This is a genomic window from Pseudomonas sp. GM18 (assembly GCF_000282195.1).
Classification (GTDB): Bacteria; Pseudomonadota; Gammaproteobacteria; order Pseudomonadales; family Pseudomonadaceae; genus Aquipseudomonas.
In genome coordinates this window covers 66564-92691 of sequence record NZ_AKJT01000022.1, presented here as the reverse complement: position 1 = coordinate 92691, position 26128 = coordinate 66564, and the positions used below count along the sequence as shown (strand labels likewise).

Here is a 26128-nt window from a genome sequence, read left to right as displayed (position 1 = left end):
TCCGGGCCGAAAAAAAAGGGGAGCACATGCCCCCCCGAGGTTTAAAGCGGTATATCGAGGCTGTTAACTCAGCCTTCGATCTCGATCAGAATCTCACCCGGGTTCACCCGGTCGCCCTTGGCCACGTGGATGGCGGTGACTTTACCGGCGATGGCCGACTGGACTTCGGTTTCCATCTTCATCGCCTCGGTGATCAGCACAGCCTGGCCGGCTTTCACAGTGTCGCCTTCCTTGACCAGCACATCGACGATGTTGCCCGGCATGGTGGTGCTGACATGGCCCGGTGCAGTGGCTTGCTTGCGCTTGCTGCTGCCGCCGCTGACGAATTCGTTGAGCGGTTCGAACACCACTTCTTCCGGCATGCCGTCGATGGACAGGTAGAAGTGGCGTTTGCCTTCGGCCTTGACGCCCACACCCGTGATGTCGACGCGGTAGGTTTCGCCGTGGACGTCGATGACAAACTCGGTCGGTACGCCTTCACCACCGGCCGACGCCACACCGCCCGCTTCCGGAATCGGCAGCAGCACTTCTGGCGTCAGGGTGCCGGCTGCGCGCTCTTCGAGGAACTTGCGGCCGATGTCCGGGAACATGGCGTAGGTCAGCACGTCTTCTTCAGACTTGGCCACGGCGCCGATTTCGGCACGCAGCTTGGTCATCTCTGGCTTGAGCAGGTCAGCCGGACGCACGTCGATCACTTCTTCGCTGCCGATGGCCTGGCGACGCAGTTTTTCGTTCACAGTGCCCGGCGCCTTGCCGTAGCCGCCTTGCAGGTAAAGCTTCACTTCGTTGGTGATGGTCTTGTAACGCTCGCCGGCCAGCACGTTGAAGAATGCCTGGGTGCCGACGATTTGCGAGGTCGGGGTCACCAGCGGCGGGAAGCCGAGGTCTTCGCGAACGCGCGGGATTTCGGCCAGCACTTCGCTCATGCGGTTCAGGGCGCCCTGCTCTTTCAACTGGTTGGCCAGGTTGGAAATCATCCCGCCCGGAACCTGGTTGACCTGCACGCGAGTGTCGACGGCAGTGAACTCGCTTTCGAACTGGTGGTACTTCTTGCGCACGGCGTAGAAGTACAGGCCGATCTCTTGCAGCAGTTCCAGGTTCAGGCCGGTGTCGAACTCGCTGCCTTTAAGGGCGGCAACCATCGATTCGGTGCCCGGGTGGCTGGTGCCCCAGGCGAAGCTGGAGATCGCGGTGTCGATATGGTCGGCGCCGTTTTCGATAGCCTTGAGTTGGCACATTGCAGCCAGGCCAGCGGTGTCGTGGGAGTGGATGAACACCGGCAGCGATTGCTCGGCCTTCAGTGCCTTGACCAGTTCACCCGTGGCGTATGGGGTCAGCAGACCGGCCATGTCCTTGATCGCCACCGAGTCGCAACCCATGGCTTCCATTTGCTTGGCTTGCGCCACGAAAGCCTCGATGGTGTGCACCGGGCTGGTGGTGTAGGCGATGGTGCCCTGGGCGTGTTTGCCGGCAGCTTTCACCGCTTCGATGGCCACGCGCAGGTTACGCACGTCGTTCATGGCGTCGAAGATGCGGAACACGTCGATGCCGTTGACCGCAGCCTTGGCGACGAAGGCTTTGACCACATCGTCGCTGTAATGGCGGTAGCCCAGCAGGTTCTGGCCACGCAGGAGCATTTGCAGGCGCGTGTTAGGCAACGCGGCGCGCAGTTGGCGCAGACGCTCCCACGGGTCTTCTTTCAGGAAGCGTACGCAGGCGTCGAACGTCGCGCCGCCCCAGCATTCCAGCGACCAGTAGCCGACTTTGTCGAGCTTGTCGCAGATCGGCAGCATGTCTTCGGTGCGCATGCGGGTGGCGAGCAGCGATTGGTGGGCGTCGCGCAGGATTGTGTCGGTAACGTGGATTTGTTTGCTCATTGTTCTATTCCTCACAGGCCTGCGTGGGCGGCGATGGCGGCGGCGATGGCCAGGGCCAGCTCTTCGGGTTTGCGCTTGATCGAGTAGTTGGTCAGTTCAGGGTGGCTTTCAACGAAGCTGGTGTTGAACTGGCCGCTACGGAATTCCGGGTTACGCAGGATTTCCTGGTAGTACGCGGCGGTGGTCTTGACCCCTTGCAGACGCATGTCGTCGAGGGCCCGCAAGCCACGGTCCATCGCCTCTTCCCAGGTCAGCGCCCAGACCACCAGTTTCAGGCACATCGAATCGTAGAACGGCGGAATGGTGTAGCCGGTATAGATCGCTGTGTCGGTGCGCACGCCGGGACCGCCGGGCGCGTAGTAACGGGTGATCTTGCCGAAGCTCGGCAGGAAGTTGTTTTTCGGGTCTTCGGCGTTGATCCGGAATTGCAGTGCGAAACCGCGGTGCTGGATGTCTTCCTGTTTCACCGAGAGCGGCAAACCGGAAGCGATGCGGATCTGCTCGCGAACGATGTCGATGCCGGTGATTTCTTCGGTGATGGTGTGTTCCACCTGCACCCGGGTGTTCATCTCCATGAAGTACACCTCGCCCTCGGCGAGCAGGAACTCCACGGTGCCGGCGTTCTCGTAACCCACGGCCTTGGCTGCACGCACCGACAGGTCGCCGATGTAGGCGCGCTGTTCCGGGGTCAGTTGCGGGCTCGGAGCGATCTCGATCAGCTTCTGGTTACGACGCTGGATCGAGCAGTCACGCTCAAACAGGTGCACCACGTTGCCAAAGCTGTCGCCGAGGATCTGCGCTTCGATGTGTTTCGGGTTTACGATGCATTTTTCCAGGAACACTTCCGCCGAACCGAAAGCCTTGGTGGCTTCGGAAATCACTCGCGGAAAGGCTTGTTCGAGTTCTTCGCGACTGTTGCAGCGACGAATACCACGGCCGCCGCCACCGGACGTGGCCTTGAGCATCACCGGGTAACCGATGCGATCGCCTTCGGTCAGGGCTTCTTCGATGCCCGACACGTTACCTTCGGTGCCCGGGGTGACCGGTACGCCGGCCTTGATCATGCTGCGGCGCGCTTCGGTCTTGTCGCCCATGCGGCGAATCACTTCAGCCGATGGACCAATGAATTTGATTCCGCGTTCGGCGCAGATGTCCGCCAGCTCGGCATTTTCCGAAAGGAAGCCGTAGCCGGGGTGCAACGCATCGCAACCGGTTTCCACCGCCAGGTTCACCAGCTTGCGCGGGTTCAGGTAGCCGGCCAGTGGCTCGGCACCGATGCTGTGGGCCTCGTCCGCACGCTTCACATGCAAGGCATGACGGTCGGCGTCGGAATAGATCGCGACCGAGCGAATGCCCATCTCGGCGCAGGCACGCACGATTCGTACGGCAATCTCACCACGGTTGGCGATCAGGATCTTTTTTATCACTTGGAGGTTCCCTTGAGCCGGTGGTACCCACGACCTGTCAAACCAGGTCGACGCGTGACCAAATGTTTCAATTCAGTCGCAGCTCCACACTAGCGCTCGCAAGGGATTAACAAAAATGAATAATAATTGGGTCACGCATAAGCAAAGACTTATAGTTGAGTCATCGGCCTTCGCTCAGGATTTATAGAAAATGCGTAAGTCATTGATGCGTATGACATTGCGTCAATTGCAGATCTTCAATGAGGTGTGCGACTTAAGGTCCTACAGCCGCGCTGCCGACGAAATGTCTCTCACACAACCTGCCGTGAGCCTGCAGATTCGTCAACTTGAAGAGCTGATTGGTCAGCCCTTGTTCGATTACGTCGGCAAAAAACTCTACATGACCGAAGCAGCCGAAGCACTGCAGCGCGCCAGCCGTGACATTTTCGGGCGTCTGGAAAACCTCGATATGCAGCTGTCGGACATGCAAGGCTCATTGCAGGGCCAACTGAAGCTGGCGGTGGAATCCAGCGCCAAGTACTTCGTGCCGCACCTGTTTGCCGCGTTCAAACGCCAGCACCCGGAAGTGAACCTGCACCTGACGGTGGTCAACCGCGGCCAGGTCATCCGGCGCCTGTCGGATAACCGTGACGATCTGGTGATCATGTCGATGGTCCCACAGGACATGGGGCTGGAATTCCTGCCGTTCCTCAACAACCCGATTGTCGCCGTGGCTCCGCCGGATCATCCGCTGTGCCACATGGGGCCGCTGCGCTTGCAGGATCTGGAGCCCTACACGCTGCTGTTGCGCGAACCCGGTTCCGGCACGCGACTGGCCTGTGAGGAGTATTTCAAAGAGAAGCGCGTGCACTTCACCCAGACCCAGGAGGTCGCCTCGGCGGAAGCTCAGCGTGAATGCGTGCTGGCGGGTCTGGGCCTGGCGCTGTTGACGCGCCATGCCCTGAACCTTGAGTTGGCGACCGGCGCCCTTATCGAACTGCCGGTCGAAGAACTGCCGCTGCTGCGTAGCTGGTGCCTGGTGCAGGCCAAGGCCAAACGGCTATCGCCGGTGGCCCACGCATTCCTTGCGTTTATCCGCAGCGAACGGGCGCAGATCAGCGCGCTGGTTGAGCGTTTCGACGGGAAGTTGCCGGTGCTGCCTGCCAGTAGTTGAGTTCGAGGCCGTCAGGAAATTCGCCGATTTCGGCCAGAAGCTGGCGGCGTTCGCAGCGATCTTCGATGGCGCGGCGAAATTCCATGCGGCGCTGGTCTTCTTGCTGACGACGGGTTTTGACGGCGCTGTTGCGTTCTTCGTAGGGCTGGGCCATTTCGAGTCTCCCAAGGCGAGTACGGGAGTTTCAAGATAGGCGCGGGGGATGACGGTTTGGCGGCGGGAGGGTTACAGGGAGATGAAAATTGTAAAAGCAAAGATCGCAGCCTTCGGCAGCGCCCACAGGTGCGTAGGAGCTGCCGAAGGCTGTGATCTTTTGATCTTAATCGTCCAGCGCTTTTACTGACTTGGGCGACAGCCGCAAGCTGCGAAGGCTGCGCTTGACGCTTTTCAGGTGATTGACCAGGCTCGGACCACGGGCCATGGCCACGCCCATCGCCAGCACATCGATCACTACCAGATGCGCAATACGCGAAGTCAGCGGCGTGTAGATTTCAGTGTCTTCGTGCACATCGATCGCCAGGTTGACGGTCGACAGCTCGGCCAATGGTGTCTGGCTCGGGCACAGGGTGATCAGCGAGGCGCCGCTTTCGCGCACCAGGTTGGCGGTGATCAACAGATCTTTTGAGCGACCGGACTGGGAAATGCAGATCGCCACGTCGGTCGGCTTCAACGTCACCGCCGACATCGCCTGCATGTGCGGGTCGGAATACGCCGCCGCGGTCAGCAGCAAACGGAAGAATTTGTGCTGGGCATCTGCCGCTACCGCACCGGACGCGCCGAAGCCGTAGAACTCGACACGCTGGGCCTGGGACATCGCGGTCACGGCTTTCTGCAACGCTACCGGGTCAAGTTTCTCGCGAACTTCCATCAGGGTGTGCAGGGTAGTGTCGAAGATTTTCAGGCTGTAATCGGCAACCGAATCGTCTTCATGGATCGCGAATTGCCCGAAGCTCGCACCGGCCGCCAGACTCTGCGCCAGTTTCAGCTTCAGATCCTGGAACCCGGAGCAACCGATGGCGCGGCAAAAACGCACGATGGTCGGCTCGCTGATGCCCACGCTGTGGGCCAGGTCGGCCATGGAACTGTGCATCACCGCCGCAGGATCAAGCAGCACGTGGTCGGCGACCTTGAGCTCCGACTTGCGTAACAGGTGGCGTGACTGGGCGATGTGTTGCAGCAGATTCAAGGGGCTGGACTCTTTGTTATTGGCAGTTGCCGGGGATGTAGCACGCTTGTAGTTATACTACATGAATCGGCTTTTTGCCTGCTCAATGCGTAACTCAATGTCCCCGTTTCACGCGACATATGCTCCATGTAGCACCTACGAGGTTTTTTCGTCCGCGCGCAACAGCTCGGCCAGGTCAGCGGCCTCAACCGGACGGCTGATCCAATAGCCCTGCACTTCATCACAGCGCTCGGCCTTGAGAAACTCCAGCTGCTCCGGCCGTTCGACGCCTTCAGCCACCACTTTCAACGACAACCCGTGGGCCATGGCAATGATCGCCCGGGTGATCGCTGCATCTTCGCTGCTCTCCCCCAGCCCACGGATAAATGCCTGATCGATCTTCACGTAATCGACGGGGATGCGTTTGAGGTAGCTCAGAGACGAATAACCGGTACCAAAATCGTCGATCGCCAGCTTCACCCCCAGATCGCGCAATTGCTGGAAGGTCGCGATGATGTGCTCGACGCTGTCCAGCAACTGGCTTTCGGTAAGTTCCAGCTCCAGGTAATGCGGCGCCAGGCCGGTTTCTTCCAGTACCTGGCGCACCAGGCTGACCAGTTTCCCCTGACGCAGTTGATGCACCGACAGATTGACCGACACCCGAATCGGCTCAAGTCCCTGACGCTGCCATTCGCAGGCTTGCCAACAGGCCTGACGCAAAACGAACTCGCCGATAGCGTTGATCAGTCCGGTTTCCTCGGCCAGACCAATGAAGTCCCCGGGCGGCACTCGGCCCAGGGTTGGGTGATCCCAGCGCACCAGCGCCTCGGCGGCATTCAGCCGGCCGGTGGCGAGGCAGAGTTTCGGTTGATAAAACACCTTCAACTGCTTTTCTTCGATGGCTTTGCGCAATTGGTTCTCAAGCTGCAAACGCTCGAGCGTGCTGGCCTGCAGGCTGTCGGTGTAGAACTGGAAGTTGTTGCCGCCCAAGTGTTTGGCATGCTGCATGGCCATGTTCGACTGGCTGACCAACGCGGAAATTTCCCGCGCGGTGTCCGGCAACAGGCTGATGCCCATGGACGCGCTCATCACCAGCTCATGCCCCTCGACGGTGATCGGCAAACGCAGCTTGGTCGACAATCGGGTCGCCACGCGCGCCAGGCTCGACAGGTTGCCGTAGGCGTCGAACAACACCGCAAATTCATCGCCGGACAATCGAGCGATGGTGTCCGCTTCCGGCAGCGCATTGACCAACCGTCGGGCGATTTTCTGTAACAACTGATCGGCGATTTCGTGGCCGAGGCTGTCGTTGAGCAGCTTGAAACGATCCAGATTGATGTGCAGCAACGCCAGGCTGCGCCGACCGCCCTGGCGCACCCGCTGATGAGCCTCACTCAGCCGCTCACGGAACAACGAACGGTTGGCCAGCCCCGTGAGCTCGTCGTAATGGGTGAGATAGCGCATACGCTCTTCGGATTCACGCCGAGCAGACAAATCGGCGAAGAAGCCGACAATATGACTGACATTTCCCCGCATATCGCGCACGGCATTCAGTTGCAGCCACTGCGGATACAACTCGCCATTCTTGCGGGTCTCGACCAACTCACCCTGCCAACTACCGTGCTGCTCCAGCGCCTGACGAATCGCTGCGTAATGCCGGCGGGCGTCGCGGCTGCAGGGCAAATCGACCACGTTGCGCCCAAGCATGTCGTCGATTTCATAGCCAGTCACCCGACTGAACGCCTGATTGACCGCGATCAGCGCATAATTCGGGTCGAAAATCACAATGCCTTCGCTGGCCGCCTCGAACACTGTCGCCGCCAGTTGGCGCTGTTCTTCCAGGTGCTTGCTGGCGCTGATATCGCGGCGGGTGCCGACCATGCGGATCACCCGGCCGTTTTCGCTGCGCTCGACCGCTCGACCACGGTCCTCGATCCAGACCCAATGGCCATCGCCATGTCGCACCCGGTACTCGATCTGATAATCCTCGGTGCGGCCCTTCAAATGCTCGACCAGCGCCCGCTTCAGCGCTGGCAAGTCGTCGGGGTGCAGCCTCGGCTTGAGGTGGCGGAGCATCGCCGTCACGTATTCCGGCTCCAGCCCGAACAACTCCTGCAGATGAGTGTGATGGACTTCGTCGGTCTGCAGGTTCCAGTCCCACAAACCGAGCTCGCTCGCCTTCAACGCCAGCGCCAGCCGCGCTTCACTCTTGCTCAAGGCCTGGTTGGCCGCGTCCAGTTCCAGACTGCGTTGGGCGACCCGGTTTTCAAGGTCGACCTGGGTTTCGCGCAATTCTTCTTCGGCGCGACGACGCTGGTCGATTTCCTTGGCCAGTTCGTGATTGAGTTGCTCGCTGCGACTTTGCGCCTGCTGCAAGTGCTCGATCAGCGCCTGATTTTGAAAACGCCGCAACAAACCCTGATCGATCAACCGATTGACCTGCCAGGCGACCACGCTCAACGAGCCCAGCAGAATCAGCCCGAACCAGCCCCAGCCCTGCTCTTGTTCATCGCCGCCCCAGAACAGATAGCCGATGGCCGGCAACAGACAGGGCAAGGTAAAGGACAGAAAAGCCGGCAGGCTGACCGCATAAGCGACGCTGGCCGAGAGGGCTGCGGCGCCGATCAGGCCGAACACCCAGGCTTGCTGGATGAAATTGTCGGCGGGTACCAGCGCGATGCCGGCACCGGCCAGTGTCAGGCCGGTCATCGCCGAGCCGAGCAGGAACATGCGACGCCAGATCGGATGGGCCTGACGGTTGGGAATCGCCGAATCGAAGGCCGCGACCTGAATCACTCGCAACGCCACCAGCGACAACAACCAGATCAGCCAGACGCTGACCACGAAGTAACGCTGCGGGCTCCAGAGCAACCCGGCGCACACCAGACCGTTGATCAGCATGAACAGCGTCGGCAACAACGAGCCCTGGTACAGCAGACGCGTGCGCTCGACCGCCATCTCCATGGCGTATTGTTTACGGATAGCCCGCGGCTCCACAGAGGGGCCCGACAGGTCGGAACTGAGGGTCATAGGCAATGTTCTTGTTCTTATAGTGAGCATGTGAGCCCGAATTGTGAACGGAGCATACACAAGCAAATGCCCGGACCAAACTGCCCCAGGTCATAAAATAGACAAAAGTTTTAGTCGCCCGCATCCGGCGCAAAAGCATCCAGACGAGCCCCGCCCCTGCTCGCAGCCAGTGACCGACCGGTCGTCATCGATGCTTCTTTCATCGGCTAATGCAAAGCTCGGTTTGCCCGGTGTGACGGCGCACCCTAGAATGCCCCGATGCGCGATGATCTCTCCCTTCTGCTGAACTCCCTCAACGATGCCCAACGCCAGGCCGTAGCTGCCTCCGTGGGTCGTCAGTTGGTCCTGGCCGGTGCTGGCTCCGGTAAAACCCGAGTGCTGGTGCACCGTATCGCCTGGTTGATCCAGGTCGAAAACGCCTCGCCCCACTCCATTCTGTCGGTGACCTTCACCAACAAGGCCGCTGCCGAGATGCGTCATCGCATCGAGCAGCTGATGGGTATCAACCCGGCCGGCATGTGGGTCGGCACCTTCCACGGCCTGGCGCACCGCTTATTGCGGGCGCACTGGCAAGAGGCAGGCCTGAGCCAGACCTTCCAGATTCTCGACAGCGACGACCAGCAACGGCTGGTCAAGCGGGTGATCCGCGAGCTGGGCCTGGACGAGCAACGCTGGCCGGCCCGACAGGCCCAGTGGTTCATCAACGGGCAGAAAGACGAAGGTCTGCGTCCACAACATATTCAAGCCAGCGGCGATCTGTTCCTGGCGACCATGCGCAGCATTTATGAAGCCTACGAGGCTGCGTGCCTGCGCGCCGGCGTCATCGACTTCTCCGAACTGCTGCTGCGCGCCCTCGATCTGTGGCGCGACCACCCGGGCCTGCTCGCCCATTATCAGAAGCGCTTCCGGCACATTCTGGTGGACGAGTTCCAGGACACCAACGCCGTGCAGTACGCCTGGCTGCGTCTGCTGGCCAAGGGTGGCGACAGCCTGATGGTGGTCGGCGACGACGATCAGTCGATCTATGGCTGGCGCGGCGCGAAAATCGAGAACATCTATCAGTATTCCGACGACTTCCCGGATGCCGAGATCATTCGTCTGGAGCAGAACTACCGCTCCACCGCCGGGATCCTCAAGGCCGCCAACGCCCTGATCGCCAACAATACCGGGCGCATGGGCAAAGAGCTGTGGACCGATGGTGGCGAAGGCGAAGCGATCAATCTGTACGCCGCGTTCAACGAACACGATGAAGCACGCTACGTGGTTGAAACCATTGAAAGCGCGCTGAAAACCGGCTTGGCTCGCAGTGATATCGCGATTCTGTACCGCTCCAACGCCCAATCGCGCGTTTTGGAAGAAGCCTTGCTGCGCGAGCGCATCCCGTACCGCATTTATGGCGGTCAGCGCTTCTTCGAACGGGCGGAAATCAAGAACGCCATGGCTTACCTGCGCTTGCTGGAAGGCCGTGGCAACGATGCAGCCCTGGAGCGGGTGATCAATGTTCCGGCCCGTGGCATCGGCGAAAAAACCGTCGAAGCGATTCGCGATCATGCGCGCCACAGCGATGTGTCGATGTGGGAAGCCATGCGTCAGTTGGTGGCCAACAAGGGCCTGACCGGTCGCGCTGCCGGCGCCCTTGGGGCGTTTATGGAGCTGATCGAGAACCTCGCCGCCAAGTGCATGGAAATGCCGTTGCACCTGATGACCCAGACCGTCATCGAACAGTCGGGACTGATCGCCTACCACCAGGCGGAAAAAGGCGAGAAAGGCCAGGCCCGGGTAGAAAACCTTGAGGAACTGGTCAGCGCCGCGCGCAACTTCGAAAACCCGGAAGAGGACGAAGAGCAATCGCCACTGGCGGCGTTCCTCGGCCACGCCTCGCTGGAGGCCGGGGACACCCAGGCCGACGAGCACGAAGACAGCATTCAGTTGATGACCCTGCACAGCGCCAAGGGTCTGGAGTTCCCTTACGTATTCCTGGTGGGCATGGAAGAAGGCCTGTTTCCGCACAAAATGAGCCTGGAAGAACCCGGTCGCCTTGAAGAAGAGCGTCGTCTGGCCTATGTCGGTATCACCCGGGCAATGCAGAACCTGGTGCTGACGTATGCGGAAACCCGACGCTTGTACGGCAGCGAGACCTACAACAAGGTGTCGCGTTTCGTCCGTGAAGTGCCGAAAGGCCTGATCCAGGAAGTGCGGCTGTCCAACAGCGTCAGCCGTCCGTTCGGCGGTGGCCAGCAGCAGAGTTCCAGCAGCCTGTTCGGTGGCAGCGAGATCCCGGACACAGGGTTCAGCCTCGGCCAGACTGTGCGGCATTCGGTGTTCGGCGACGGTGTGATCCTGAATTTCGAAGGCGCCGGTGCTCAGGCGCGGGTGCAGGTGAACTTCAGCGAAGGCAGCAAGTGGCTGATGCTCGGCTACGCCAAGCTGGAAGCGATCTAAAACCTGCCAGTGATTTACTGTGGGGGCGAGCCTGCTCGCCCCCACAAGGTTCTGTGTTTCAGATTGATCTTATAAAAGGCGCGAAAACATGGGCTCGGGTTTCTTTTCTTCCTGGACATTCTGGGCCCTGATGTCGGCGGCGTTTGCCGCCATGACCGCGATTTTCGCCAAAATCGGCATCGAAAACGTTAACTCGGACTTCGCCACGCTGCTGCGCACTGTGGTGGTTTTGGTCAGCCTGGCCTTGATTTTGTACGCCACGGGCCAATATCAGTCATTAGGATCGATCTCGGCCAGGAGCTACCTGTTCCTGCTGCTGTCGGGACTGGCCACTGGTGCCTCGTGGATCTGCTACTTCCGCGCGCTGAAACTGGGGCCGGCCTCGTTGGTCGCTCCGGTGGACAAGCTCAGCGTGGTGCTGGTGGCGGTGCTCGGCGTAATCCTGCTGGGCGAAAAACTCGACCTGCGCCAATGGGGCGGAATCGGCCTGATTACGGCCGGTGTGGTCATGCTGGCACTGCGGCGCTAAGCATCCTTCCTACAGAAGCTGTCCACTCGTCCTACAGACTAACGCTAACAGGCCTTATTGCGCTGACAGAACCTGAACACAACCTGTCAGGCAAAAGCCCGAAACACTCTGCCGCTAGCCAGTAACACTTCAGCTGTGCAACATGGCGCGCGTGCCATCCACAAATGGGAATTCCCTTTATGAAACGTTTTCTTAGCATCGCCATGGCGTTGTGCATCGGCCTGACGATGAGCCTGGACGCCAACGCCAAGCGCTTTGGTGGCGGCAAAAGCGCCGGTGCGGCGCCGACTCACCAGACCAGCCAAATGGCTCCTTCTTCTCCTGGCGTGGGCGGTGCAGCCGCCACTGCCGGCGCGGCCGGTGCCGCTGGCGCTGCCGCCAAGGCCGGCGGTGCTTCGCGCTGGCTCGGCCCTCTGGCCGGTATCGCGGCCGGTGGCCTGCTGGCCTCCATGTTCATGGGCGGCGGCTTCCAGGGCATGCAGTTCTTCGACATCCTGATCATGGCGGTCATCGCCTTCCTGGTCTTCCGCTTTATTGCCGCTCGTCGTCGCAAGCAACAGGAGCACCTGGCTCCGGCTGGCGCGCCGATGCAACGTGAAGTGTTCGAGCAGAAGCCAGCCATGGGTTCGATCTTCGGCGGTTCGGCTGCACCTGTTGCCGCGCGCCCGGTGATCAATGCTCCGGCCTGGTTCAACGAACAGCGTTTCGTCGAAGCCGCCCGCAATCATTTCCAGTCCCTGCAACAGCACTGGGACGCCAACGAAATGGACAAGATCGCCGAATTCGTGACCCCGCAATTGCTGGAGTTCCTCAAGCGCGAACGTGCCGACCTGGGCGACGTCTTCCAGTCGACCTACATCGACAACCTCCAGGTACAACTGGACGGCGTTGATGACCGTGCGGACAAGACCATCGCCACCCTGACCTTCAGCGGCGTGTCGAAGACCTCGCGTTTCGACCAGGGCGAAGTGTTCAGCGAAAGCTGGAACATGGAACGTCCACAGGGCGAAAACCAGCCTTGGCTGGTAGCAGGTATCCGCCAGAACGGCTGATAGCTCCGCGCTTTCGCATGCTGTAATGAAAACCCCGGCTCTGCCGGGGTTTTCTATTTCACGGTTGCATCTATAGCGAGCTACTGTATAAACCGCCCCAACTAAACCGCGCCATCAAGCAAGAGGATCCCGGACGTGGAAGAAATCATCGAACAACTGCGTGAAGCCAACGAACCGGTACCGGTCCCCTTGGAGTTGCCCGACGAAGATCTGCTGGTAGAAATCGAAGAACAACTGTTCATCGACATTCCCTTCGTATTCAGAGAGTTCCTGCTGACTGTCAGTGACGTGGTTTACGGCAGCCTGGAGCCGGTGACTGTCACCGACCCGCAATCCCACACCTACCTGCCGGACGTTGCCGCCAACGCCTGGGACGCTGGCGTTGATCGCAGCCTGATCCCGATCTGCCAGGACGGTGACAACTACTACTGCGTCGAAGAAGACGGCACCGTGGTGTTGTGGCTGGCCGAAGAAGAGTTACTCGCCGAAGAAACCTGGGAGTCGGTCTGGCACTGGGCACGGGACGTCTGGCTGGAAAGCTGATTTACCCCTGCACGACTTTTGCTACAGACGCGCAACGTCAGTGGCTTGAGGAATCCTTGTGGTTGTCCAGGGTTTCCAGCAAGGCCACCTGCATCCGCGTATGCACGCGGATGAACCAGCGCCAGAGCAGCGCCGCCACCGCGGCCGCGACCACGACAATCAGCACCAGCAACTTGTTGGTCGGCAGAATACTGGCCGACAAGGCTGCCAGCAGCAGGAAAATCACCAACAGCGAGAGGATCGGGATCACTTCGGCGATCACCCGACGCACTCGCTGTGTGTGGCGGCCGGCCATCTCCGGCTTCACTCCCATCTCTGCTAGCAGCATCGACAATGCCTTGAGCTTGCGATAAGCGGCGATCAGGAACGGCAGTGACAGCAGCAATGCCCCGCCCCAGATCAACGCTTTCTGCCAGCTCGGGTCGCTGATCCAGTCTTGCAGGTAAACGGACATGCGCTCGGCGAAGAAGGCGCCCGATAAAAAGATCGCAACCACCAGCGCCAGATTGACCCCCACCTGCAACAGAATCCGCCGAATCATCGACGCCAACAGCGCGCCCTCGCCCTGAGGCTGGATGCTGCGCAGCCATTCGCCATACATCCCCAGCACACGACCCAGACGCTGCGGCATCACTGCAGCAAGCTTGATCGACAGCGGATCGGCCGCGCGGATCAGATACGGCGTCAACAGCGTAGTGATCACCGAGACGGCCACAGCCACCGGATAGAGAAAGCTGCTGGTGACCTGCAGCGTCATGCCCAGCGCGGCGATGATGAAAGAGAATTCGCCAATCTGTGAAAGGCCCATCCCCACGCGCAATGAGGTGCGCCCGTCATTGCCGGCGATAAACGCGCCGAGGCCGCAGGACAGCATCTTGCCCAGCACCACCGCCACCGTGATCACCGCAATTGGCCAAGCGTATTGCAGCAGGATCATCGGGTCGAGCATCAGGCCGATGGCGACGAAGAAGATGGCACTGAACAAGTCGCGAACCGGCTCGATCAACTGCTCGATTTTCAGCAGTTGGCGTGATTCTGCCATGATCGCGCCGATCAGGAACGCGCCGAGAACCATGCTGTATTCAAGCTTGACCACCAGCAGGCAGAAACCGAAACACAGGCCCAACACGGTGATCAGCAACATCTCGTTGCTTTCGAATTTCGCCACATAGGCCAGTAGTCGCGGCACCAGCAGAATGCCGATGACCAGTGCGACAATCATGAACAGGGAAAGCTTGCCGACGGTGGAAAAGACTTCGCCGGAACTGACCGTGCCGCTGACCGCGATGCTCGACAGCAAGGCGATGATGCCGATACCGAGGATGTCCTCGACGATCAGTACGCCGAAGATCAACTGCGCAAAACGCTCATTCTTCATCTTCAGGTCGTTGAGCGCCTTGACGATGATGGTGGTCGAGGAAATCGCCAGGATCGCGCCGAGGAACAGCGAGTCCATGGTATTCCAGTCGAACCAGCGGCCGATTTCGTAGCCGATCCAGATCATCAGGACGATTTCCAGGAAGGCCGCGATAAACGCCGTGGCGCCGACCTTGAACAGTTTGCGCAGGCTGAACTCCAGCCCCAGGCAGAACATCAGGAAAATCACCCCGAGCTCGGCGAGGGTCTTGATGGTTTCTTCGTCGTGGATCAGACCGAAGGGCGGCGTGTGCGGGCCGATGATGAAACCGGCGACGATGTAGCCGAGCACCACCGGTTGTTTGAGACGGTGAAAAAGCACGGTTACCACACCCGCGATCAACATGATCACTGCCAGATCCTGAATGAAACTGATGGCATGCATGGTGTGTGGCTCCGTCGGGGGTGGGCTTTTGAAGGGTAACACCGCGACTTCCGGCGCAAAGACGGTGCAATATATGGAAACAGATCGCTTCGGGCGTGACGGCGCCTCCCCGCCCGGCGTCCCGATAACTGTTGGTTTGAAAAACACCGACAAGCACCCACAGAGGTGTACCCCCGAAATCCTGCCTTGAACCCGTGAGTACGTTATGGAACCCGGAAACGCCCAGCTGTCGATGACGGTATTGATGACCCCCGACATGGCCAACTTCTCTGGCAATGTCCACGGTGGCACCCTGCTCAAATACCTCGATGAAGTGGCCTACGCTTGCGCCAGCCGGTATGCCGGCCGTTACGTAGTGACCTTGTCGGTGGATCAGGTGATCTTCCGCGAGCCGATTCATGTCGGCGAACTGGTGACCTTTCTGGCCTCGGTCAACTACACCGGTAATACCTCGATGGAAGTAGGTATCAAGGTCGTGACCGAGAACATTCGCGAGCGCTCGGTGCGCCACACCAACAGCTGCTTCTTCACCATGGTCGCGGTGGATGACCAGCGCAAACCGGCCTCCGTCCCGCCGCTGCAACCGCAGAACAGCGAAGACAAGCGTCGGTACATGCAGGCCCAGCAGCGTCGGCAGATTCGTCAGGAATTGGAAAAGCGCTATCAGGAAATCAAGGGCGACGCCTGAAGCAAAAGATCGCAGCCTGCGGCAGCGCCCACAGGCGCGTAGGAGCTGCCGAAGGCTGCGATCTTTTCTACCGCCACACCGTTACAAACTGATCGCTACCGCCTCGAACCGCACCCGGGGATGGGCGATCCGGTCCTGAGCTCGCACCAGTTCCAGCTCGTAGCTGGCGCAAGCCTGGGTTTCCAGCAGCACTTCATGCACCGCCGCCGCGGTGAACTCGAAGGCGCTCACCAGACTGTCACCCAGCAGCACGCGCGCCAGGAACAGCCCGGAAGTCAGATCGCCAACGCCCACCGGCTGACGCGGAAACGCCAGCAGCGGCCGACGCAAATGCCAGCTGCCTTCAGCGGTCACCAGTAACATCTCAAAACCATCCTCCAGTTTGCCGGGGTAGTCGAGATGCTTGACCAGCACCGCCTTCGGACCGCGCGCCAGCAGTGCTCGCGCCATGGCCAGGCAATCGAACAGTGACTGCGCCTTGCGCCCCGAGAAGCTGTTCAGCTCCAGCTGATTCGGGCACATGAAGTCGGCTATTGCCGCTGCCTCTTCCAGCAGGAAATCGCTGACTTCGGCTGGAACGCTGCAGCCCTTCTCCGGATGGCCCATCACCGGATCGCAGAGGTATAAGGCTTTGGGATTGATCGATTTGATTCGCTCCACCCCCGCCAGAATTGCCCGGCCCTGGGCCGCGCTGCCGAGGTAGCCGGACAACACGGCATCGCAGTTGCCCAGTTCGCCAATCGCCGCGATCCCTTCCACCAATTCCGGAATCTGATGCGGGGCCAGCACTTCCCCGGCCCACTGGCCATATTGCGTGTGGTTGGAGAACTGCACGGTATTGAGCGGCCAGACGTTCACCCCGACCCGCTGTATCGGGAAAACCGCGGCGCTGTTGCCAGCGTGTCCGAACACCACATGGGACTGGATGGCGAGCAGATGGGGCGTACGTTTCATGCGGTGAGTTTTCCATAAACCGATTGAAATTCTAGCCGCGCAGTATGCGACTAAACGCAGCCTGTACGACAGACCAGAGACGCAGTTAAGCTGGCACTATCTTGTTGGAGCACCCTGTTGATGCTGACTCTAGGAAATATCTTCGTGCTGATGCTGCTCGCCACCGGTGGCGCGTGGCTGTGGCACAACCACGGCTTGCGCGAACGCGCACTGGAGCGGGTTCAGCAGCATTGCGCCAAGCTGCGGATCGAGCTGCTGGACGGCAACGTGGCCTTGAAAAAGATCGCTTTCATTAAAGACGCCAACGGCCGTCGGCGCCTGGCCCGTGTGTATAACTTCGAATTCACCGTGACCGGCGAAACCCGCCACACCGGCACCATCACCCAGTTCGGCGCCCATAGCGCACAGATCGAGCTCGCGCCCTACCCGATGCCGTTCGACGACACACCGCCGGTGGTCGAAGTCGCAAAACCCAGCGCCGAGGTGATTGAATTGAGCCAGTGGCGGCAAGAACACACCAAGTGGCGTCCTTGAAGATCAAAAGATCGCAGCCTGTGATTTTTTGATCTTCACCCCGACCGGCAGTCGGCCAGATCTCTTTGCAGCGACTCAACAACCTGGGGCTCACTGAAAATCAGCTCGATGCGCGAATCCCGCCGCCATTCGCTGGGCTGCCAATCCAGTAACGAGTTATCCAACGCGTTGGCCGACACCCAACCCTCGACGCTGTGGATAACCAGCTTCGCCCGCAACCATTCAAGGTTCTCAAGCCACTGTCCGACAAGCACGGCATCGAACGTCTGACTCGGATGCCAGCGCCAGCCGACGCTCCAGCCCCCCTCTTGCGCCTGACTCAAGCAAATCGGCTGCGCGGGGTCGGTCCAGATGGCCGGCATCTGCGCCAATCCCTTGGGGACGATAAAGTTATCCACACCCACGACGGCCTGAGCCTTGAGGCCCGGTAACTCGCTCAGCGGCAAGACAGCTTGCTGCGTCCAGTACAAAGGACGCGGCGGCAACTGTGCGACAACTCGCTGGCGATCACCGTCGTCGAGGCCTTCTGCCTTGTTCAGCAACAGCAACCCGGCACTGTCCAAGGCTTGCTGTTGCGCCGCTGGCAGCGGTTTTCCGGCCGCGAGTGCCCGGGCGTCCAGCACCAGTACGCAAGGCTGCACCGCCAGGACGCCTTGCCACGGCGCCTCGCTCAATTGCCTGAGCAACTGCGCCGGATGCCCCAGCCCGGAAGGCTCGATGAACAGTCGATCCGGTCGTGCCTTGCGCAGCAACCGCCCGAGGCCGATCTGAAACGGCGCACCATTGACGCAACACAAACACCCCCCGGCCACTTCCCCCAGTGCGATACCATCGGCGTCCTGGGTCAGCAGCGCAGCATCCAGGCCGATCTGGCCGAATTCGTTGATCAGCACCGCCCAGCGCTCACCGGCCGGCCGCTGCGCCAGCAGGTGCTTGATCAGGCTGGTCTTGCCGGCACCCAGCGGGCCGGCGATGACGTGGGTGGGAATGTTCTGCAACATGGTCGAGGTTTTCTGAGGAGGTAAAGGATGCGGTTGATGGGATGGTCGTTGCTTCTGGCACTCACGTCGGGTGAAGCGCTGGCCCAGGCCTGCGTGGTACATAGTACGGCTGCGCGGCTGGACGTGAAGGTCTGCCAGCAGAACCGCAACATCCCGGAAAAACTGTTCGCCGACGGCTTCTGCCAGCCGAATCTGGCCGGGCAGAAAGTCGAGGTGCAGTACGTCAACCAGTGCCCCGCCGGCGCGTTCGGGGTGTGCAGCAACGCCCAAGTCGCCAATATGCCTTACCGGCAGGATATTCACTATTACGGCGTGGTCACCGATGCGGCGTATCTGAAGCCGTTTTGCGAAGCCCAGAGCCAGGGAACCTGGCTCAAACCTTGAGCCGCTAGCTCAGCCAATCGAGGGTCAGGATCAAACGACGCTCCCCCGGTGCCGGCTGCGGCGAACGGTGAATCAGACCGAAACCTTCGTTGCCGTGCCACTTCTCTCCTTTGAGCATCGCCACTTCGCCACTGGTGATTTGCTGGATCAGCGAATCATCCTGGGGTTCGGCGTCAGGTTTGCCTAATTGACAGCGATCCATCGCCCCCTCTTTCAGCCATTGGCTGCCGATGCCTGCGTAGGTGGTGATCAACCGCACCGGCACATGATCGACATGGAAACGCGGGCACATGGCCTTGTCCAGAACCCGCAGGCGCAGGCCAATGCGCTGGGCGCCCAACAGGCAGGCGAACGCGCTGACCAGCCAGGAAACGTCGGCGATAAAGCCTTCGTAACCTTCAAGGTCGCTGAAGCCTGAGGCTAAGCCGTGGAGGTTGGGTTCAGCGTCATCACTGGCCATTTCAAGGGACAGCGACTCAGCCAGCGGCTCGTTCAGGGACAACAGCAAGCGACCGAAATCGGCAATGTGCGCCGGCAGTTGGCGTTGCCAAAGGGCGAGGTTCACACCGTCGTCCAGAATCCCGGTCAGCACCTTTGGCGTTTCACCTTGAACCTGAGCAATGACCGGTCGCAGCTTCAGACTAGGCGCCAGCATCAAGCAGCCGCCTCTTCGTGCCAGGGACCGAACGGATCGGGCAACAACCGCCAACCCTCGACGCCCAAGGCCATTTCATCATCCGTCAGCAGGCAGTTATCGAGTTCGGCGGTGAGTTGCGCAAAGTCGATGTTCTGGCCGATGAACACCAGTTCCTGGCGGCAATCGCCGGTGGCGGCCGTCCAGTTTTCCATGATCCCGGCGGTGCTTTCTTCGTCTTGCGGCCACTGGTTTTTCGGCACGAAACGCCACCAGCGCCCAGCAAACCCGTGGCGCATCAAGCCGCCGGCCTGGGACCAACTGCCGGCATCCATGTGTTTACTGGCCAACCAGAAAAAACCCTTGGATCGCAGCAGTTTGCCGTTCACCCACGGGCGGTCGATGAAGCTGAAAAAGCGCTGCGGATGAAACGGTCGCCGCGCCCGATAGGCCGTGGAGGCAATGCCGTACTCCTCGGTTTCCGGTACATGTTCACCGCGCAGTTCCTGTAACCATCCCGGCGCCTGAGCGGCCTTCTCAAAGTCGAAACGCCCGGTATTGAGAATTTTCGTGAGCGGTACTTCACCCATGACCATCGGAATGATTTCGGCCTGGGAATTGAGCCGTTCGAGGATCGCGATCAACTCCTGGCGCTCGCGGCTACTGATCAAATCGATCTTGCTGATCAGGATCACGTCGGCGAATTCGATCTGCTCGATCAACAGGTCAGTGATCGAGCGTTCATCCTCCTCGCCCAGGGTTTCACCACGGGAAGCAAGACTTTCAGCGGCCTGGTAGTCGAGCAGGAAGTTCATGCCGTCGACCACGGTGACCATGGTGTCGAGCCGCGCAATATCGGCCAGGCTCTGCCCTTCTTCATCGCGAAACGTGAAGGTTTCCGCCACGGGCAGCGGCTCGGAAATGCCGGTGGACTCGATCAGCAGGTAATCGAAACGACCGTCCTTGGCGAGTTTGCTGACTTCTTCGAGCAAATCTTCACGCAAGGTGCAGCAAATGCAGCCGTTGCTCATTTCCACGAGTTTTTCTTCGGCACGGTTCAGGCTGACATCGCGTTGAACTTCACTACCATCGATATTGATCTCGCTCATGTCGTTGACGATCACTGCGACCCGCAGATTATCGCGATTACGTAGTACGTAATTGAGCAGTGTACTTTTTCCGGCGCCGAGAAAGCCCGACAGGACGGTCACGGGGAGACGATTGGGCATCAGGTATTCCTCACAGGGATGCCCGGTCGCAATGTCGGGCTTAGTTTATGTTATAGTATAACAACACAATCGAACCACTCCCCTCTTGCTCATCACGACAAAGGGCACGATGCTTTAACCCGTCCGCCCCTTGAGAAATGCCATGGGAAACGCCCTGAGATTCTCGCTGTTGAGCCTTTCGCTGCTGGTCGCGGTCGATGCCTGGGGACAGATCCCCAGCCTGGCCAAATGCACCCGCAGCGCCAATCTGCTGGCCTGCGTGGATGCCGACGGCAATGCCTACAGCGTTAACACCGTCGGTAGCACGATCTACTTGCGTGGCTTTGAAGTGGCCGGTAAACGCCATTGGGCGCAGACCAATAGCCGCTACGGGCAACTGACGTTCTTTACCGGCATCGCGTCCGATGGCGAAGCCTGGGTCGGCTACAACCGTCGGGTTGGCTGGACAACCATCAATCGGTTCTCCAGCTCCGGGGGCAGCAGCGCGAAGTTCACCTGTAGCCGGATGACCGGTTGCTAGACCTGCGCCTTCTTCTGCTCCTGCTGCCAGGCGATGTAGCTGTTCATCGGCGGATTCTTCTGGAAATAACGCTGCAAACCCTCGAACAATCCGTCAGCCACGGCCTGCTGATGCCGCGCGGTAACCAATCGCTGGCTGTCGCGGGCGTTCGAGATGAAGCCGGTTTCCACCAGAATCGACGGCACATCCGGCGACTTCAACACCGCAAATCCCGCCTGCTCCACACGCTTCTGATGCAGCGTGGTAATGCCCGCCAGGCTGCCAAGCACCGTATTGCCCAACTGCAAACTGGCGGCGATAGTGGCGTTCATCGACATGTCGAGAATCACCCCGGCGAGCATCGGATCCTTGTCCTTGAGATTGAGCAGGCTGGTGGCGCCCAACAGGTCCGCTCCATTCTCCCGTTGCGCCATGAAGCGCGCCGTGGCCGAGGTCGCGCCGCCTTCGGACAGGCAGTACACCGACGCACCTGAAGCAGTGAGACGCGGCGCAGCGTCTGCATGGACCGAGATGAACATGTCGGCCTTGTGCTTGCGGGCAATCTCCACGCGCTTGCGCAGTGGGACGAAAAAGTCGTCGTTGCGCACCAGCTTCACGTCGAAGCCCTTTTCGCGCTTCAGCCGCTTGGCCAACAGTTGGGCGATCGATAGCACTACGTCTTTTTCCCGCTCGCCTTTGGCGCCGACCGCGCCTGGGTCTTTGCCGCCGTGACCAGGGTCGACCACCACGATGATGTCGCGCTTGGGGTGAGTCTTGCCTGTGACGGGTTCGTGTTTTTCCGACGGCGCCGTCGCGATTTGTAGCGGTGCCGAAGCCTTCAGATCGAACACCAATCGGTGCCCCTGCCCATCCTGTGGTGGCAGCAGGAAACTGTTGAGCTGCACCGGGCTGCTGAGGTCGAGGACGATCCGCGTATCGCCCTGACCTAAATGCCCGGAACGGATCGCGCGAATCACCGAGTTGTCGAGCACCAACTGACTGAAGTCGCCACTGAGGTTGGCGCCACTCAGATCGATGATCAGCCGCTCCGGAGCACTCAGGGAAAAGGTTTTGTACTGCACCGGCCCGCTCAGATCGAACACCAGTCGCAGCTTGTCGTCCGAACGCCACAGTCGTGCATTGCGAATTTGCGTGGCCGACACACCAAAAGGTAACGCGAAAGCCGCGCTGGCCAGAATCAGGTTGAGCAAGTGACGTCTGTGCATGATGAAAGCTCGTTCACGAAAAAGGCATCGTCGATTTGATTGTTATAATATAACATGTCAAATCAACTCCCACGATGGACCTGCTCATGAATGCGCTGACTCTGCCGGATATCGCCGCGCAGGCCTCACGCCAAGCCCTGCCACTCGATTGGGTGGGCATGTGCGGCATTGCTCTTCCTGTTTTGTTCGATGGCCAGCGACTGAGTGCAAAGGCAGACGCTGGCGTTAGCCTCGACGATGGAGAGGCACGCGGTATCCATATGTCGCGGCTGTATCTGGCGCTGGAAATGCTTGAGCAGGAAAACCTCTCACCCGCGTTGTTGCGGCGAGTCTTGCGGAGTTTTCTTGAGACTCATGAAGGACTTTCCCACAACGCTTACCTAAAAATTCATACCGATCTACTGCTCAAAAGACCCGCGCTCGTCAGTCCACTGGCCGGTTGGAAAACCTATCCGGTGAGCGTCGAAGCGAGTCTGAAAAACGCGATGTTCCACGTGGAACTAAAAATCGACGTGCCTTACTCCTCAACCTGTCCTTGCTCAGCAGCCCTTTCGAGGCAGTTGATTCAGCAGCAATTCGTTGATGACTTCGCCAATCAACCATTGCAACACGCAGACGTTCTGGCTTGGCTCGGCTCCACGAAAGGCATCGTCGCGACGCCGCATAGCCAACGCAGCAATGCGCAATTGCAGCTGCGTCTGGATGACTATCTGGATGACCTGCCGCTGATCGCTGCGATCAACGACGCGGAAGCGGCTCTCGGCACGGCTGTGCAAACCGCCGTGAAACGCGCCGACGAACAAGCTTTTGCCCTCGCCAATGGTCAGAACCTGATGTTCTGCGAAGACGCCGCGCGACGCCTGAACCTGGCACTGAAACGCTCTCCGGGCATCAACGCCTTTCACGTGCGAGTCGTCCACGCCGAAAGTCTTCACGCCCACGATGCTGTCGCCGAAAGCCGCTGGAACTGGGAGGCCGCATGATCCGATGCCGAGCCTTGCGCTGGGGCGCACCCGGTCAGCCGCTCACTCCAGCGGTTGATTTCGAATTACCCAAGGGAAGTCTGACCGCCGTCATCGGTGCCAACGGATCGGGCAAAAGCAGCCTGCTGAAAGTCATCGCCGGCCTGCAAAAGCCACTGGCCGGCAACGTCGTCATTGATGTTCCACGCAAGGGCGGCCTTTCGTTCCTGCCTCAGCAACAACACCTGGACCGACAGTTCCCCATTAGTCTGCAAGAGTTAGTGGCTGCCGGTTTCTGGGGCAACAAACAAGCGCCAGAGATACGCAGCCAGCGCCTCAAGTCTGCGCTGGAAGACTGGTGCCTGACCGGTCTGGAGCATCGCCCGTTGATGGCCCTATCCGGAGGAGAATTGCAGCGTGCCCTGCTCGCCCGACTGAGCCTCGCCGAAGCGCCCTTGCTGCTGCTCGACGAACCCCACGCCGCACTCGACGAACTCGGCCAGGCGCTGCTGTGGAAACACATCCACGCCTGGCATGCCGACGGCCGAACCCTGGTCGTGGTGTGTCACGACTTGGCCGCCGTGCGCCAACACATTCCACAAGCGCTACTGATCAAAGGCAGCGGCTGCGTCCTCGGTCCCAGCACCGAGCTGATTCGCCAACAACCTCAGACGCAGGTGGCTTGATGATTGCCGCTGCTCACCTTTGGCAACCGTTTCACGAATTCGTGTTCATGCGCCGGGCACTGCTTGGTGGCCTTGTTCTGGCCTGCAGCACGGCGCCACTTGGGGTGTTTCTGATCCTGCGGCGAATGAGTCTGATCGGCGATGCGGTGGCTCACGGCATCTTGCCCGGCGCCGCATTGGGCTTCTGGTTCGCAGGGTTGAGCCTGCCCGCGCTGACCATCGGCGGCCTCGGTGCCGGCCTGAGCATGGCCGGACTGGCCGCCTGGATTACCCGCCGCACCGGCCTGCGGGAGGACGCGAGCCTGGCCGCGATCTACCCGATATCGCTGGCCAGCGGCGTGCTGATCCTTGGCATTGCCGGCAAGCGTCTGGACCTGTTGCACCTGTTGTTCGGTTCGGCGCTGGCGGTCGATGGCCCGACCTTGACCGGCATGCTCTGGGTCTCGGGCTTCAGCCTGATCGCCATGGCCCTCATCTACAAACCGCTGTTGCTGGACACCCTCGACCCGCTCTTTCTGCAAACCGTCAGCCGCCTCGGGCCGCTGGCTCACGGGGTATTTCTGACGTTGGTGGTGCTGAACCTGGTGATCGGTTTCCAGGCTATCGGCGCATTGATGGTGGTCGGTTTGATGATGCTGCCGGCTGCGGCTTCTCGCTTCTGGAGTCGTCGCTTACCGGTGCTGATCGCCATCGCCGCGCTGCTCGGCAGCCTCTCGGTCTGGCTCGGATTGTTGCTGTCGTTCTACTACTCGCTGCCCAGCGGCCCGGCAATCGTGCTGGTGGCTGGCGGTTTGTATCTGCTGTCCGTGGTGTTCGGTCCGGTACACGGTTTGCTGCGCCGCCCGCCTTTGCTCACATCCCAATGAGGTGTAACCCGATGCGCGCTTTACTCGTGCTGTTCAGTCTGATGCTGTCGATGTCGCTGTCTGCCGCGGAAAAACTCCAGGTGGTCACCAGCTTCAGCATCCTCGCCGACATGACCCGTCAGGTCGGCGGCGACCATATTCAGATCACCAACATGGTCGGCCCGGACGCCGATGCCCACACCTACGAGCCGACGCCGGACGATGCAAAGGCATTGCTCAACGCCAGACTTATCATCAAGAACGGGCTGGGTTTCGAGCCATGGCTGGACCGCCTGGTGACCAGCACCGAGACCAAAGCCCCGGTCATCAGTGCCAGCCACGGTGTCATTCCGCGCTCGCTGGATGAAGACGGCGAAACCATTCCCGACCCGCACGCCTGGCACAACCTGGCGAACACCGAGTTGTACATCAGCAACATCACCAAAGCGCTGATCGCCGCCGACCCTGCAAACAAACCCGACTACGAACACAACAGCCAGGCCTATCTGAAAAAGATCTACGCCTTGCTCGCCGAGGCTAAAGCCAAGCTCGGTTCGCTGCCGCCGGGTAATCGCAAGATCGTGACCTCCCATGACGCCTTCGGCTATCTCGGTCAGGCTTATGGCATCGACTTCATGGCGCCTCAAGGTCTGTCCACCGAACGCGAACCTTCGGCCGCCGAAGTCGCTGCGCTGATCACACAGATCCGTCAGGCCAAAGTCAAAGCGGTGTTCATGGAAAACATCAAGGACACGCGCCTGCTCAAGCAGATCGCCGATGAAAGCGGCGCGCACATCGGCGGCACGCTGTACTCCGACGCCCTTGCGGCGACCGGCCCGGCCAGCACCTTCATCGGGCTGTTCGAATACAACCTCAACACCTTGTACGAGGCGTTGAGCAAGCCATGATCCGCAAGAATCCTTCAGGTGATCTGCCGTTGATTGCGGAGTCGGCGTACGTGGATAAAACCGCAATCATCTGCGGCAAAGTGGTGATCGGCGAGAACGTCTTCGTCGGTCCCTACGCGGTGATTCGCGCCGATGAAGTGGACGACTCGGGCGAGATGGAAGCAATCACCATCGGCGCCAATTCGAACATCCAGGACGGCGTGGTGATCCACTCCAAGTCCGGCGCGGCGGTGACCATCGGCGAGTTCAGCTCCATCGCCCACCGCTCCATCGTCCATGGCCCCTGCACCGTCGGCAATCGTGTGTTCATCGGTTTCAACAGCGTGCTGTTCAACTGCACGGTGGGTGACGGCTGCGTGGTGCGGCACAACTCGGTGGTCGACGGTCGTGACTTGCCTGAAGCCTTCTACGTGCCCTCCACCACACGCATCGGCCCCAACACCGACCTGTCGCAGTTCCCACCCGTCAGCGTCAGCGCCTCGGAGTTTTCCGAAGACGTGGCGCGCACCAACGTTGATTTAGTCCGCGGCTACAAAGCCCTGCAGAACGAGTTCTGATC

The 26128-nt window shown here is 60.1% G+C and carries 25 protein-coding genes; 14 read left to right on the top strand and 11 right to left on the bottom strand.

Annotated features, from left to right (window positions below; translation table 11 throughout):
* Nucleotides 1-68: 68 nt before the first annotated feature.
* A complete protein-coding gene (gene oadA, locus PMI21_RS24190) occupies nucleotides 69-1877 on the bottom strand; it encodes a sodium-extruding oxaloacetate decarboxylase subunit alpha (RefSeq protein ID WP_007934455.1) in 1809 nt (602 codons plus the stop codon).
* Between the two features lie 11 nt (nucleotides 1878-1888).
* Nucleotides 1889-3304 carry an acetyl-CoA carboxylase biotin carboxylase subunit gene (locus tag PMI21_RS24195; RefSeq protein ID WP_007896523.1) on the bottom strand — a complete coding sequence of 472 codons (1416 nt, stop codon included), beginning with the start codon at nucleotides 3302-3304 and terminating at the stop codon, nucleotides 1889-1891.
* 190 nt (nucleotides 3305-3494) lie between these two features.
* Here PMI21_RS24195 and PMI21_RS24200 point away from each other — a divergent pair, with 190 nt between their 5' ends.
* Nucleotides 3495-4457, top strand: a complete 963-nt coding sequence (locus PMI21_RS24200; protein ID WP_007934452.1) for a LysR family transcriptional regulator — start codon at nucleotides 3495-3497, stop codon at nucleotides 4455-4457.
* Here PMI21_RS24200 and PMI21_RS24205 read toward each other — a convergent pair.
* The 3 genes from PMI21_RS24205 to PMI21_RS24215 all read right to left on the bottom strand — a co-directional run bounded on the left by PMI21_RS24205 (nucleotide 4399) and on the right by PMI21_RS24215 (nucleotide 8652).
* The gene (locus PMI21_RS24205; RefSeq protein ID WP_007934450.1) at nucleotides 4399-4611 is read right to left on the bottom strand and encodes a PA3496 family putative envelope integrity protein; all 213 of its coding nucleotides are present in this window, start codon (nucleotides 4609-4611) and stop codon (nucleotides 4399-4401) included. The two genes, PMI21_RS24200 and PMI21_RS24205, sit on opposite strands and share 59 nt — an antisense overlap.
* A gap of 165 nt (nucleotides 4612-4776) precedes the next feature.
* The gene (hexR, locus tag PMI21_RS24210) at nucleotides 4777-5643 is read right to left on the bottom strand and encodes a transcriptional regulator HexR (RefSeq protein WP_003187110.1); all 867 of its coding nucleotides are present in this window, start codon (nucleotides 5641-5643) and stop codon (nucleotides 4777-4779) included.
* Nucleotides 5644-5778: 135 nt separating this feature from the next.
* Nucleotides 5779-8652 carry an EAL domain-containing protein gene (locus PMI21_RS24215; RefSeq protein ID WP_007934440.1) on the bottom strand — a complete coding sequence of 958 codons (2874 nt, stop codon included), beginning with the start codon at nucleotides 8650-8652 and terminating at the stop codon, nucleotides 5779-5781.
* 258 nt (nucleotides 8653-8910) lie between these two features.
* Here PMI21_RS24215 and uvrD point away from each other — a divergent pair, with 258 nt between their 5' ends.
* From uvrD to PMI21_RS24235, 4 genes are all read left to right on the top strand, one after another.
* Nucleotides 8911-11094: a DNA helicase II gene (gene uvrD / locus PMI21_RS24220; protein WP_007934438.1), complete on the top strand. Its 2184-nt coding sequence runs from the start codon at nucleotides 8911-8913 to the stop codon at nucleotides 11092-11094.
* An 88-nt stretch (nucleotides 11095-11182) separates the two neighbouring features.
* Nucleotides 11183-11623, top strand: a complete 441-nt coding sequence (locus PMI21_RS24225; RefSeq protein WP_007934436.1) for an EamA family transporter — start codon at nucleotides 11183-11185, stop codon at nucleotides 11621-11623.
* Between the two features lie 179 nt (nucleotides 11624-11802).
* The gene (locus PMI21_RS24230; RefSeq protein ID WP_007934434.1) at nucleotides 11803-12675 is read left to right on the top strand and encodes a Tim44 domain-containing protein; all 873 of its coding nucleotides are present in this window, start codon (nucleotides 11803-11805) and stop codon (nucleotides 12673-12675) included.
* A gap of 135 nt (nucleotides 12676-12810) precedes the next feature.
* A complete protein-coding gene (locus PMI21_RS24235) occupies nucleotides 12811-13218 on the top strand; it encodes an SMI1/KNR4 family protein (protein WP_007934432.1) in 408 nt (135 codons plus the stop codon).
* 37 nt (nucleotides 13219-13255) lie between these two features.
* Here the strand turns inward: PMI21_RS24235 and PMI21_RS24240 are convergent, their stop codons facing one another.
* A complete protein-coding gene (locus PMI21_RS24240; protein ID WP_007934431.1) occupies nucleotides 13256-15019 on the bottom strand; it encodes a cation:proton antiporter in 1764 nt (587 codons plus the stop codon).
* 205 nt (nucleotides 15020-15224) lie between these two features.
* On the opposite strand from PMI21_RS24240, the gene PMI21_RS24245 reads away from it, so the two are divergent.
* Complete coding sequence (locus PMI21_RS24245) at nucleotides 15225-15707, top strand: acyl-CoA thioesterase (RefSeq protein ID WP_007934430.1); 483 nt, start codon at nucleotides 15225-15227, stop codon at nucleotides 15705-15707.
* An 81-nt stretch (nucleotides 15708-15788) separates the two neighbouring features.
* On the opposite strand, the gene pdxY is transcribed toward PMI21_RS24245, so the two are convergent.
* The gene (gene pdxY / locus PMI21_RS24250) at nucleotides 15789-16661 is read right to left on the bottom strand and encodes a pyridoxal kinase PdxY (protein WP_007934429.1); all 873 of its coding nucleotides are present in this window, start codon (nucleotides 16659-16661) and stop codon (nucleotides 15789-15791) included.
* Between the two features lie 120 nt (nucleotides 16662-16781).
* Here pdxY and PMI21_RS24255 point away from each other — a divergent pair, with 120 nt between their 5' ends.
* Nucleotides 16782-17195: a DUF3301 domain-containing protein gene (locus tag PMI21_RS24255; protein WP_007934428.1), complete on the top strand. Its 414-nt coding sequence runs from the start codon at nucleotides 16782-16784 to the stop codon at nucleotides 17193-17195.
* Between the two features lie 35 nt (nucleotides 17196-17230).
* Here the strand turns inward: PMI21_RS24255 and PMI21_RS24260 are convergent, their stop codons facing one another.
* The gene (locus PMI21_RS24260) at nucleotides 17231-18196 is read right to left on the bottom strand and encodes a CobW family GTP-binding protein (protein WP_007934425.1); all 966 of its coding nucleotides are present in this window, start codon (nucleotides 18194-18196) and stop codon (nucleotides 17231-17233) included.
* Between the two features lie 27 nt (nucleotides 18197-18223).
* Here PMI21_RS24260 and PMI21_RS24265 point away from each other — a divergent pair, with 27 nt between their 5' ends.
* Nucleotides 18224-18580, top strand: coding sequence for a hypothetical protein (locus PMI21_RS24265; RefSeq protein WP_007934422.1), 357 nt, complete (start codon nucleotides 18224-18226; stop codon nucleotides 18578-18580).
* A 4-nt stretch (nucleotides 18581-18584) separates the two neighbouring features.
* Here the strand turns inward: PMI21_RS24265 and PMI21_RS24270 are convergent, their stop codons facing one another.
* Together PMI21_RS24270 and zigA are read right to left on the bottom strand one after the other, a co-directional pair.
* Nucleotides 18585-19235: a DUF1826 domain-containing protein gene (locus tag PMI21_RS24270; RefSeq protein WP_007934419.1), complete on the bottom strand. Its 651-nt coding sequence runs from the start codon at nucleotides 19233-19235 to the stop codon at nucleotides 18585-18587.
* The gene (gene zigA, locus PMI21_RS24275; protein ID WP_007934416.1) at nucleotides 19235-20443 is read right to left on the bottom strand and encodes a zinc metallochaperone GTPase ZigA; all 1209 of its coding nucleotides are present in this window, start codon (nucleotides 20441-20443) and stop codon (nucleotides 19235-19237) included. The genes PMI21_RS24270 and zigA overlap by 1 nt, the downstream gene beginning before the upstream one ends.
* Nucleotides 20444-20585: 142 nt before the next feature.
* Between zigA and PMI21_RS24280 the strand changes: the two genes are divergently transcribed.
* Nucleotides 20586-20963: a hypothetical protein gene (locus tag PMI21_RS24280; protein WP_007934414.1), complete on the top strand. Its 378-nt coding sequence runs from the start codon at nucleotides 20586-20588 to the stop codon at nucleotides 20961-20963.
* Here the strand turns inward: PMI21_RS24280 and PMI21_RS24285 are convergent.
* Complete coding sequence (locus tag PMI21_RS24285) at nucleotides 20960-22168, bottom strand: N-acetylmuramoyl-L-alanine amidase (RefSeq protein ID WP_007934412.1); 1209 nt, start codon at nucleotides 22166-22168, stop codon at nucleotides 20960-20962. The genes PMI21_RS24280 and PMI21_RS24285 overlap by 4 nt on opposite strands.
* 86 nt (nucleotides 22169-22254) lie before the next feature.
* Between PMI21_RS24285 and folE2 the strand changes: the two genes are divergently transcribed.
* Genes folE2 through PMI21_RS24310 form a run of 5 tightly spaced genes read left to right on the top strand, consistent with a single transcriptional unit; the run spans nucleotide 22255 to nucleotide 26126 of the window.
* Nucleotides 22255-23151 carry a GTP cyclohydrolase FolE2 gene (folE2, locus tag PMI21_RS24290; RefSeq protein WP_007934403.1) on the top strand — a complete coding sequence of 299 codons (897 nt, stop codon included), beginning with the start codon at nucleotides 22255-22257 and terminating at the stop codon, nucleotides 23149-23151.
* Nucleotides 23148-23816: a metal ABC transporter ATP-binding protein gene (locus PMI21_RS24295; protein WP_007934401.1), complete on the top strand. Its 669-nt coding sequence runs from the start codon at nucleotides 23148-23150 to the stop codon at nucleotides 23814-23816. Before folE2 ends, PMI21_RS24295 begins: the two co-directional genes overlap by 4 nt.
* Nucleotides 23816-24682: a metal ABC transporter permease gene (locus PMI21_RS24300; protein ID WP_007934399.1), complete on the top strand. Its 867-nt coding sequence runs from the start codon at nucleotides 23816-23818 to the stop codon at nucleotides 24680-24682. The genes PMI21_RS24295 and PMI21_RS24300 overlap by 1 nt, the downstream gene beginning before the upstream one ends.
* 11 nt (nucleotides 24683-24693) lie before the next feature.
* On the top strand, nucleotides 24694-25569 hold the full coding sequence (locus PMI21_RS24305) for a metal ABC transporter substrate-binding protein (RefSeq protein WP_007934397.1): 876 nt from the start codon (nucleotides 24694-24696) through the stop codon (nucleotides 25567-25569).
* Nucleotides 25566-26126 (top strand): gamma carbonic anhydrase family protein, encoded by a 561-nt coding sequence (locus PMI21_RS24310; RefSeq protein WP_007934396.1) that lies wholly within the window; start codon nucleotides 25566-25568, stop codon nucleotides 26124-26126. Before PMI21_RS24305 ends, PMI21_RS24310 begins: the two co-directional genes overlap by 4 nt.
* The last annotated feature ends 2 nt before the right edge of the window (nucleotides 26127-26128 follow it).

Bases quoted from the DNA above. Each gene is read 5' to 3' on its own strand.
- oadA (WP_007934455.1), bottom strand. From the start codon at position 1,877: ATGAGCAAACAAATCCACGTTACCGACACAATCCTGCGCGACGCCCAC.
- PMI21_RS24200 (WP_007934452.1), top strand. From the start codon at position 3,495: ATGCGTAAGTCATTGATGCGTATGACATTGCGTCAATTGCAGATCTTC.
- PMI21_RS24205 (WP_007934450.1), bottom strand. From the start codon at position 4,611: ATGGCCCAGCCCTACGAAGAACGCAACAGCGCCGTCAAAACCCGTCGT.
- PMI21_RS24215 (WP_007934440.1), bottom strand. From the start codon at position 8,652: ATGACCCTCAGTTCCGACCTGTCGGGCCCCTCTGTGGAGCCGCGGGCT.
- uvrD (WP_007934438.1), top strand. From the start codon at position 8,911: ATGCGCGATGATCTCTCCCTTCTGCTGAACTCCCTCAACGATGCCCAA.
- PMI21_RS24225 (WP_007934436.1), top strand. From the start codon at position 11,183: ATGGGCTCGGGTTTCTTTTCTTCCTGGACATTCTGGGCCCTGATGTCG.
- PMI21_RS24230 (WP_007934434.1), top strand. From the start codon at position 11,803: ATGAAACGTTTTCTTAGCATCGCCATGGCGTTGTGCATCGGCCTGACG.
- PMI21_RS24240 (WP_007934431.1), bottom strand. From the start codon at position 15,019: ATGCATGCCATCAGTTTCATTCAGGATCTGGCAGTGATCATGTTGATC.
- PMI21_RS24245 (WP_007934430.1), top strand. From the start codon at position 15,225: ATGGAACCCGGAAACGCCCAGCTGTCGATGACGGTATTGATGACCCCC.
- pdxY (WP_007934429.1), bottom strand. From the start codon at position 16,661: ATGAAACGTACGCCCCATCTGCTCGCCATCCAGTCCCATGTGGTGTTC.
- PMI21_RS24255 (WP_007934428.1), top strand. From the start codon at position 16,782: ATGCTGACTCTAGGAAATATCTTCGTGCTGATGCTGCTCGCCACCGGT.
- PMI21_RS24260 (WP_007934425.1), bottom strand. From the start codon at position 18,196: ATGTTGCAGAACATTCCCACCCACGTCATCGCCGGCCCGCTGGGTGCC.
- PMI21_RS24265 (WP_007934422.1), top strand. From the start codon at position 18,224: ATGCGGTTGATGGGATGGTCGTTGCTTCTGGCACTCACGTCGGGTGAA.
- PMI21_RS24270 (WP_007934419.1), bottom strand. From the start codon at position 19,235: ATGCTGGCGCCTAGTCTGAAGCTGCGACCGGTCATTGCTCAGGTTCAA.
- zigA (WP_007934416.1), bottom strand. From the start codon at position 20,443: ATGCCCAATCGTCTCCCCGTGACCGTCCTGTCGGGCTTTCTCGGCGCC.
- PMI21_RS24280 (WP_007934414.1), top strand. From the start codon at position 20,586: ATGGGAAACGCCCTGAGATTCTCGCTGTTGAGCCTTTCGCTGCTGGTC.
- PMI21_RS24285 (WP_007934412.1), bottom strand. From the start codon at position 22,168: ATGCACAGACGTCACTTGCTCAACCTGATTCTGGCCAGCGCGGCTTTC.
- folE2 (WP_007934403.1), top strand. From the start codon at position 22,255: ATGAATGCGCTGACTCTGCCGGATATCGCCGCGCAGGCCTCACGCCAA.
- PMI21_RS24295 (WP_007934401.1), top strand. From the start codon at position 23,148: ATGATCCGATGCCGAGCCTTGCGCTGGGGCGCACCCGGTCAGCCGCTC.
- PMI21_RS24300 (WP_007934399.1), top strand. From the start codon at position 23,816: ATGATTGCCGCTGCTCACCTTTGGCAACCGTTTCACGAATTCGTGTTC.
- PMI21_RS24305 (WP_007934397.1), top strand. From the start codon at position 24,694: ATGCGCGCTTTACTCGTGCTGTTCAGTCTGATGCTGTCGATGTCGCTG.
- PMI21_RS24310 (WP_007934396.1), top strand. From the start codon at position 25,566: ATGATCCGCAAGAATCCTTCAGGTGATCTGCCGTTGATTGCGGAGTCG.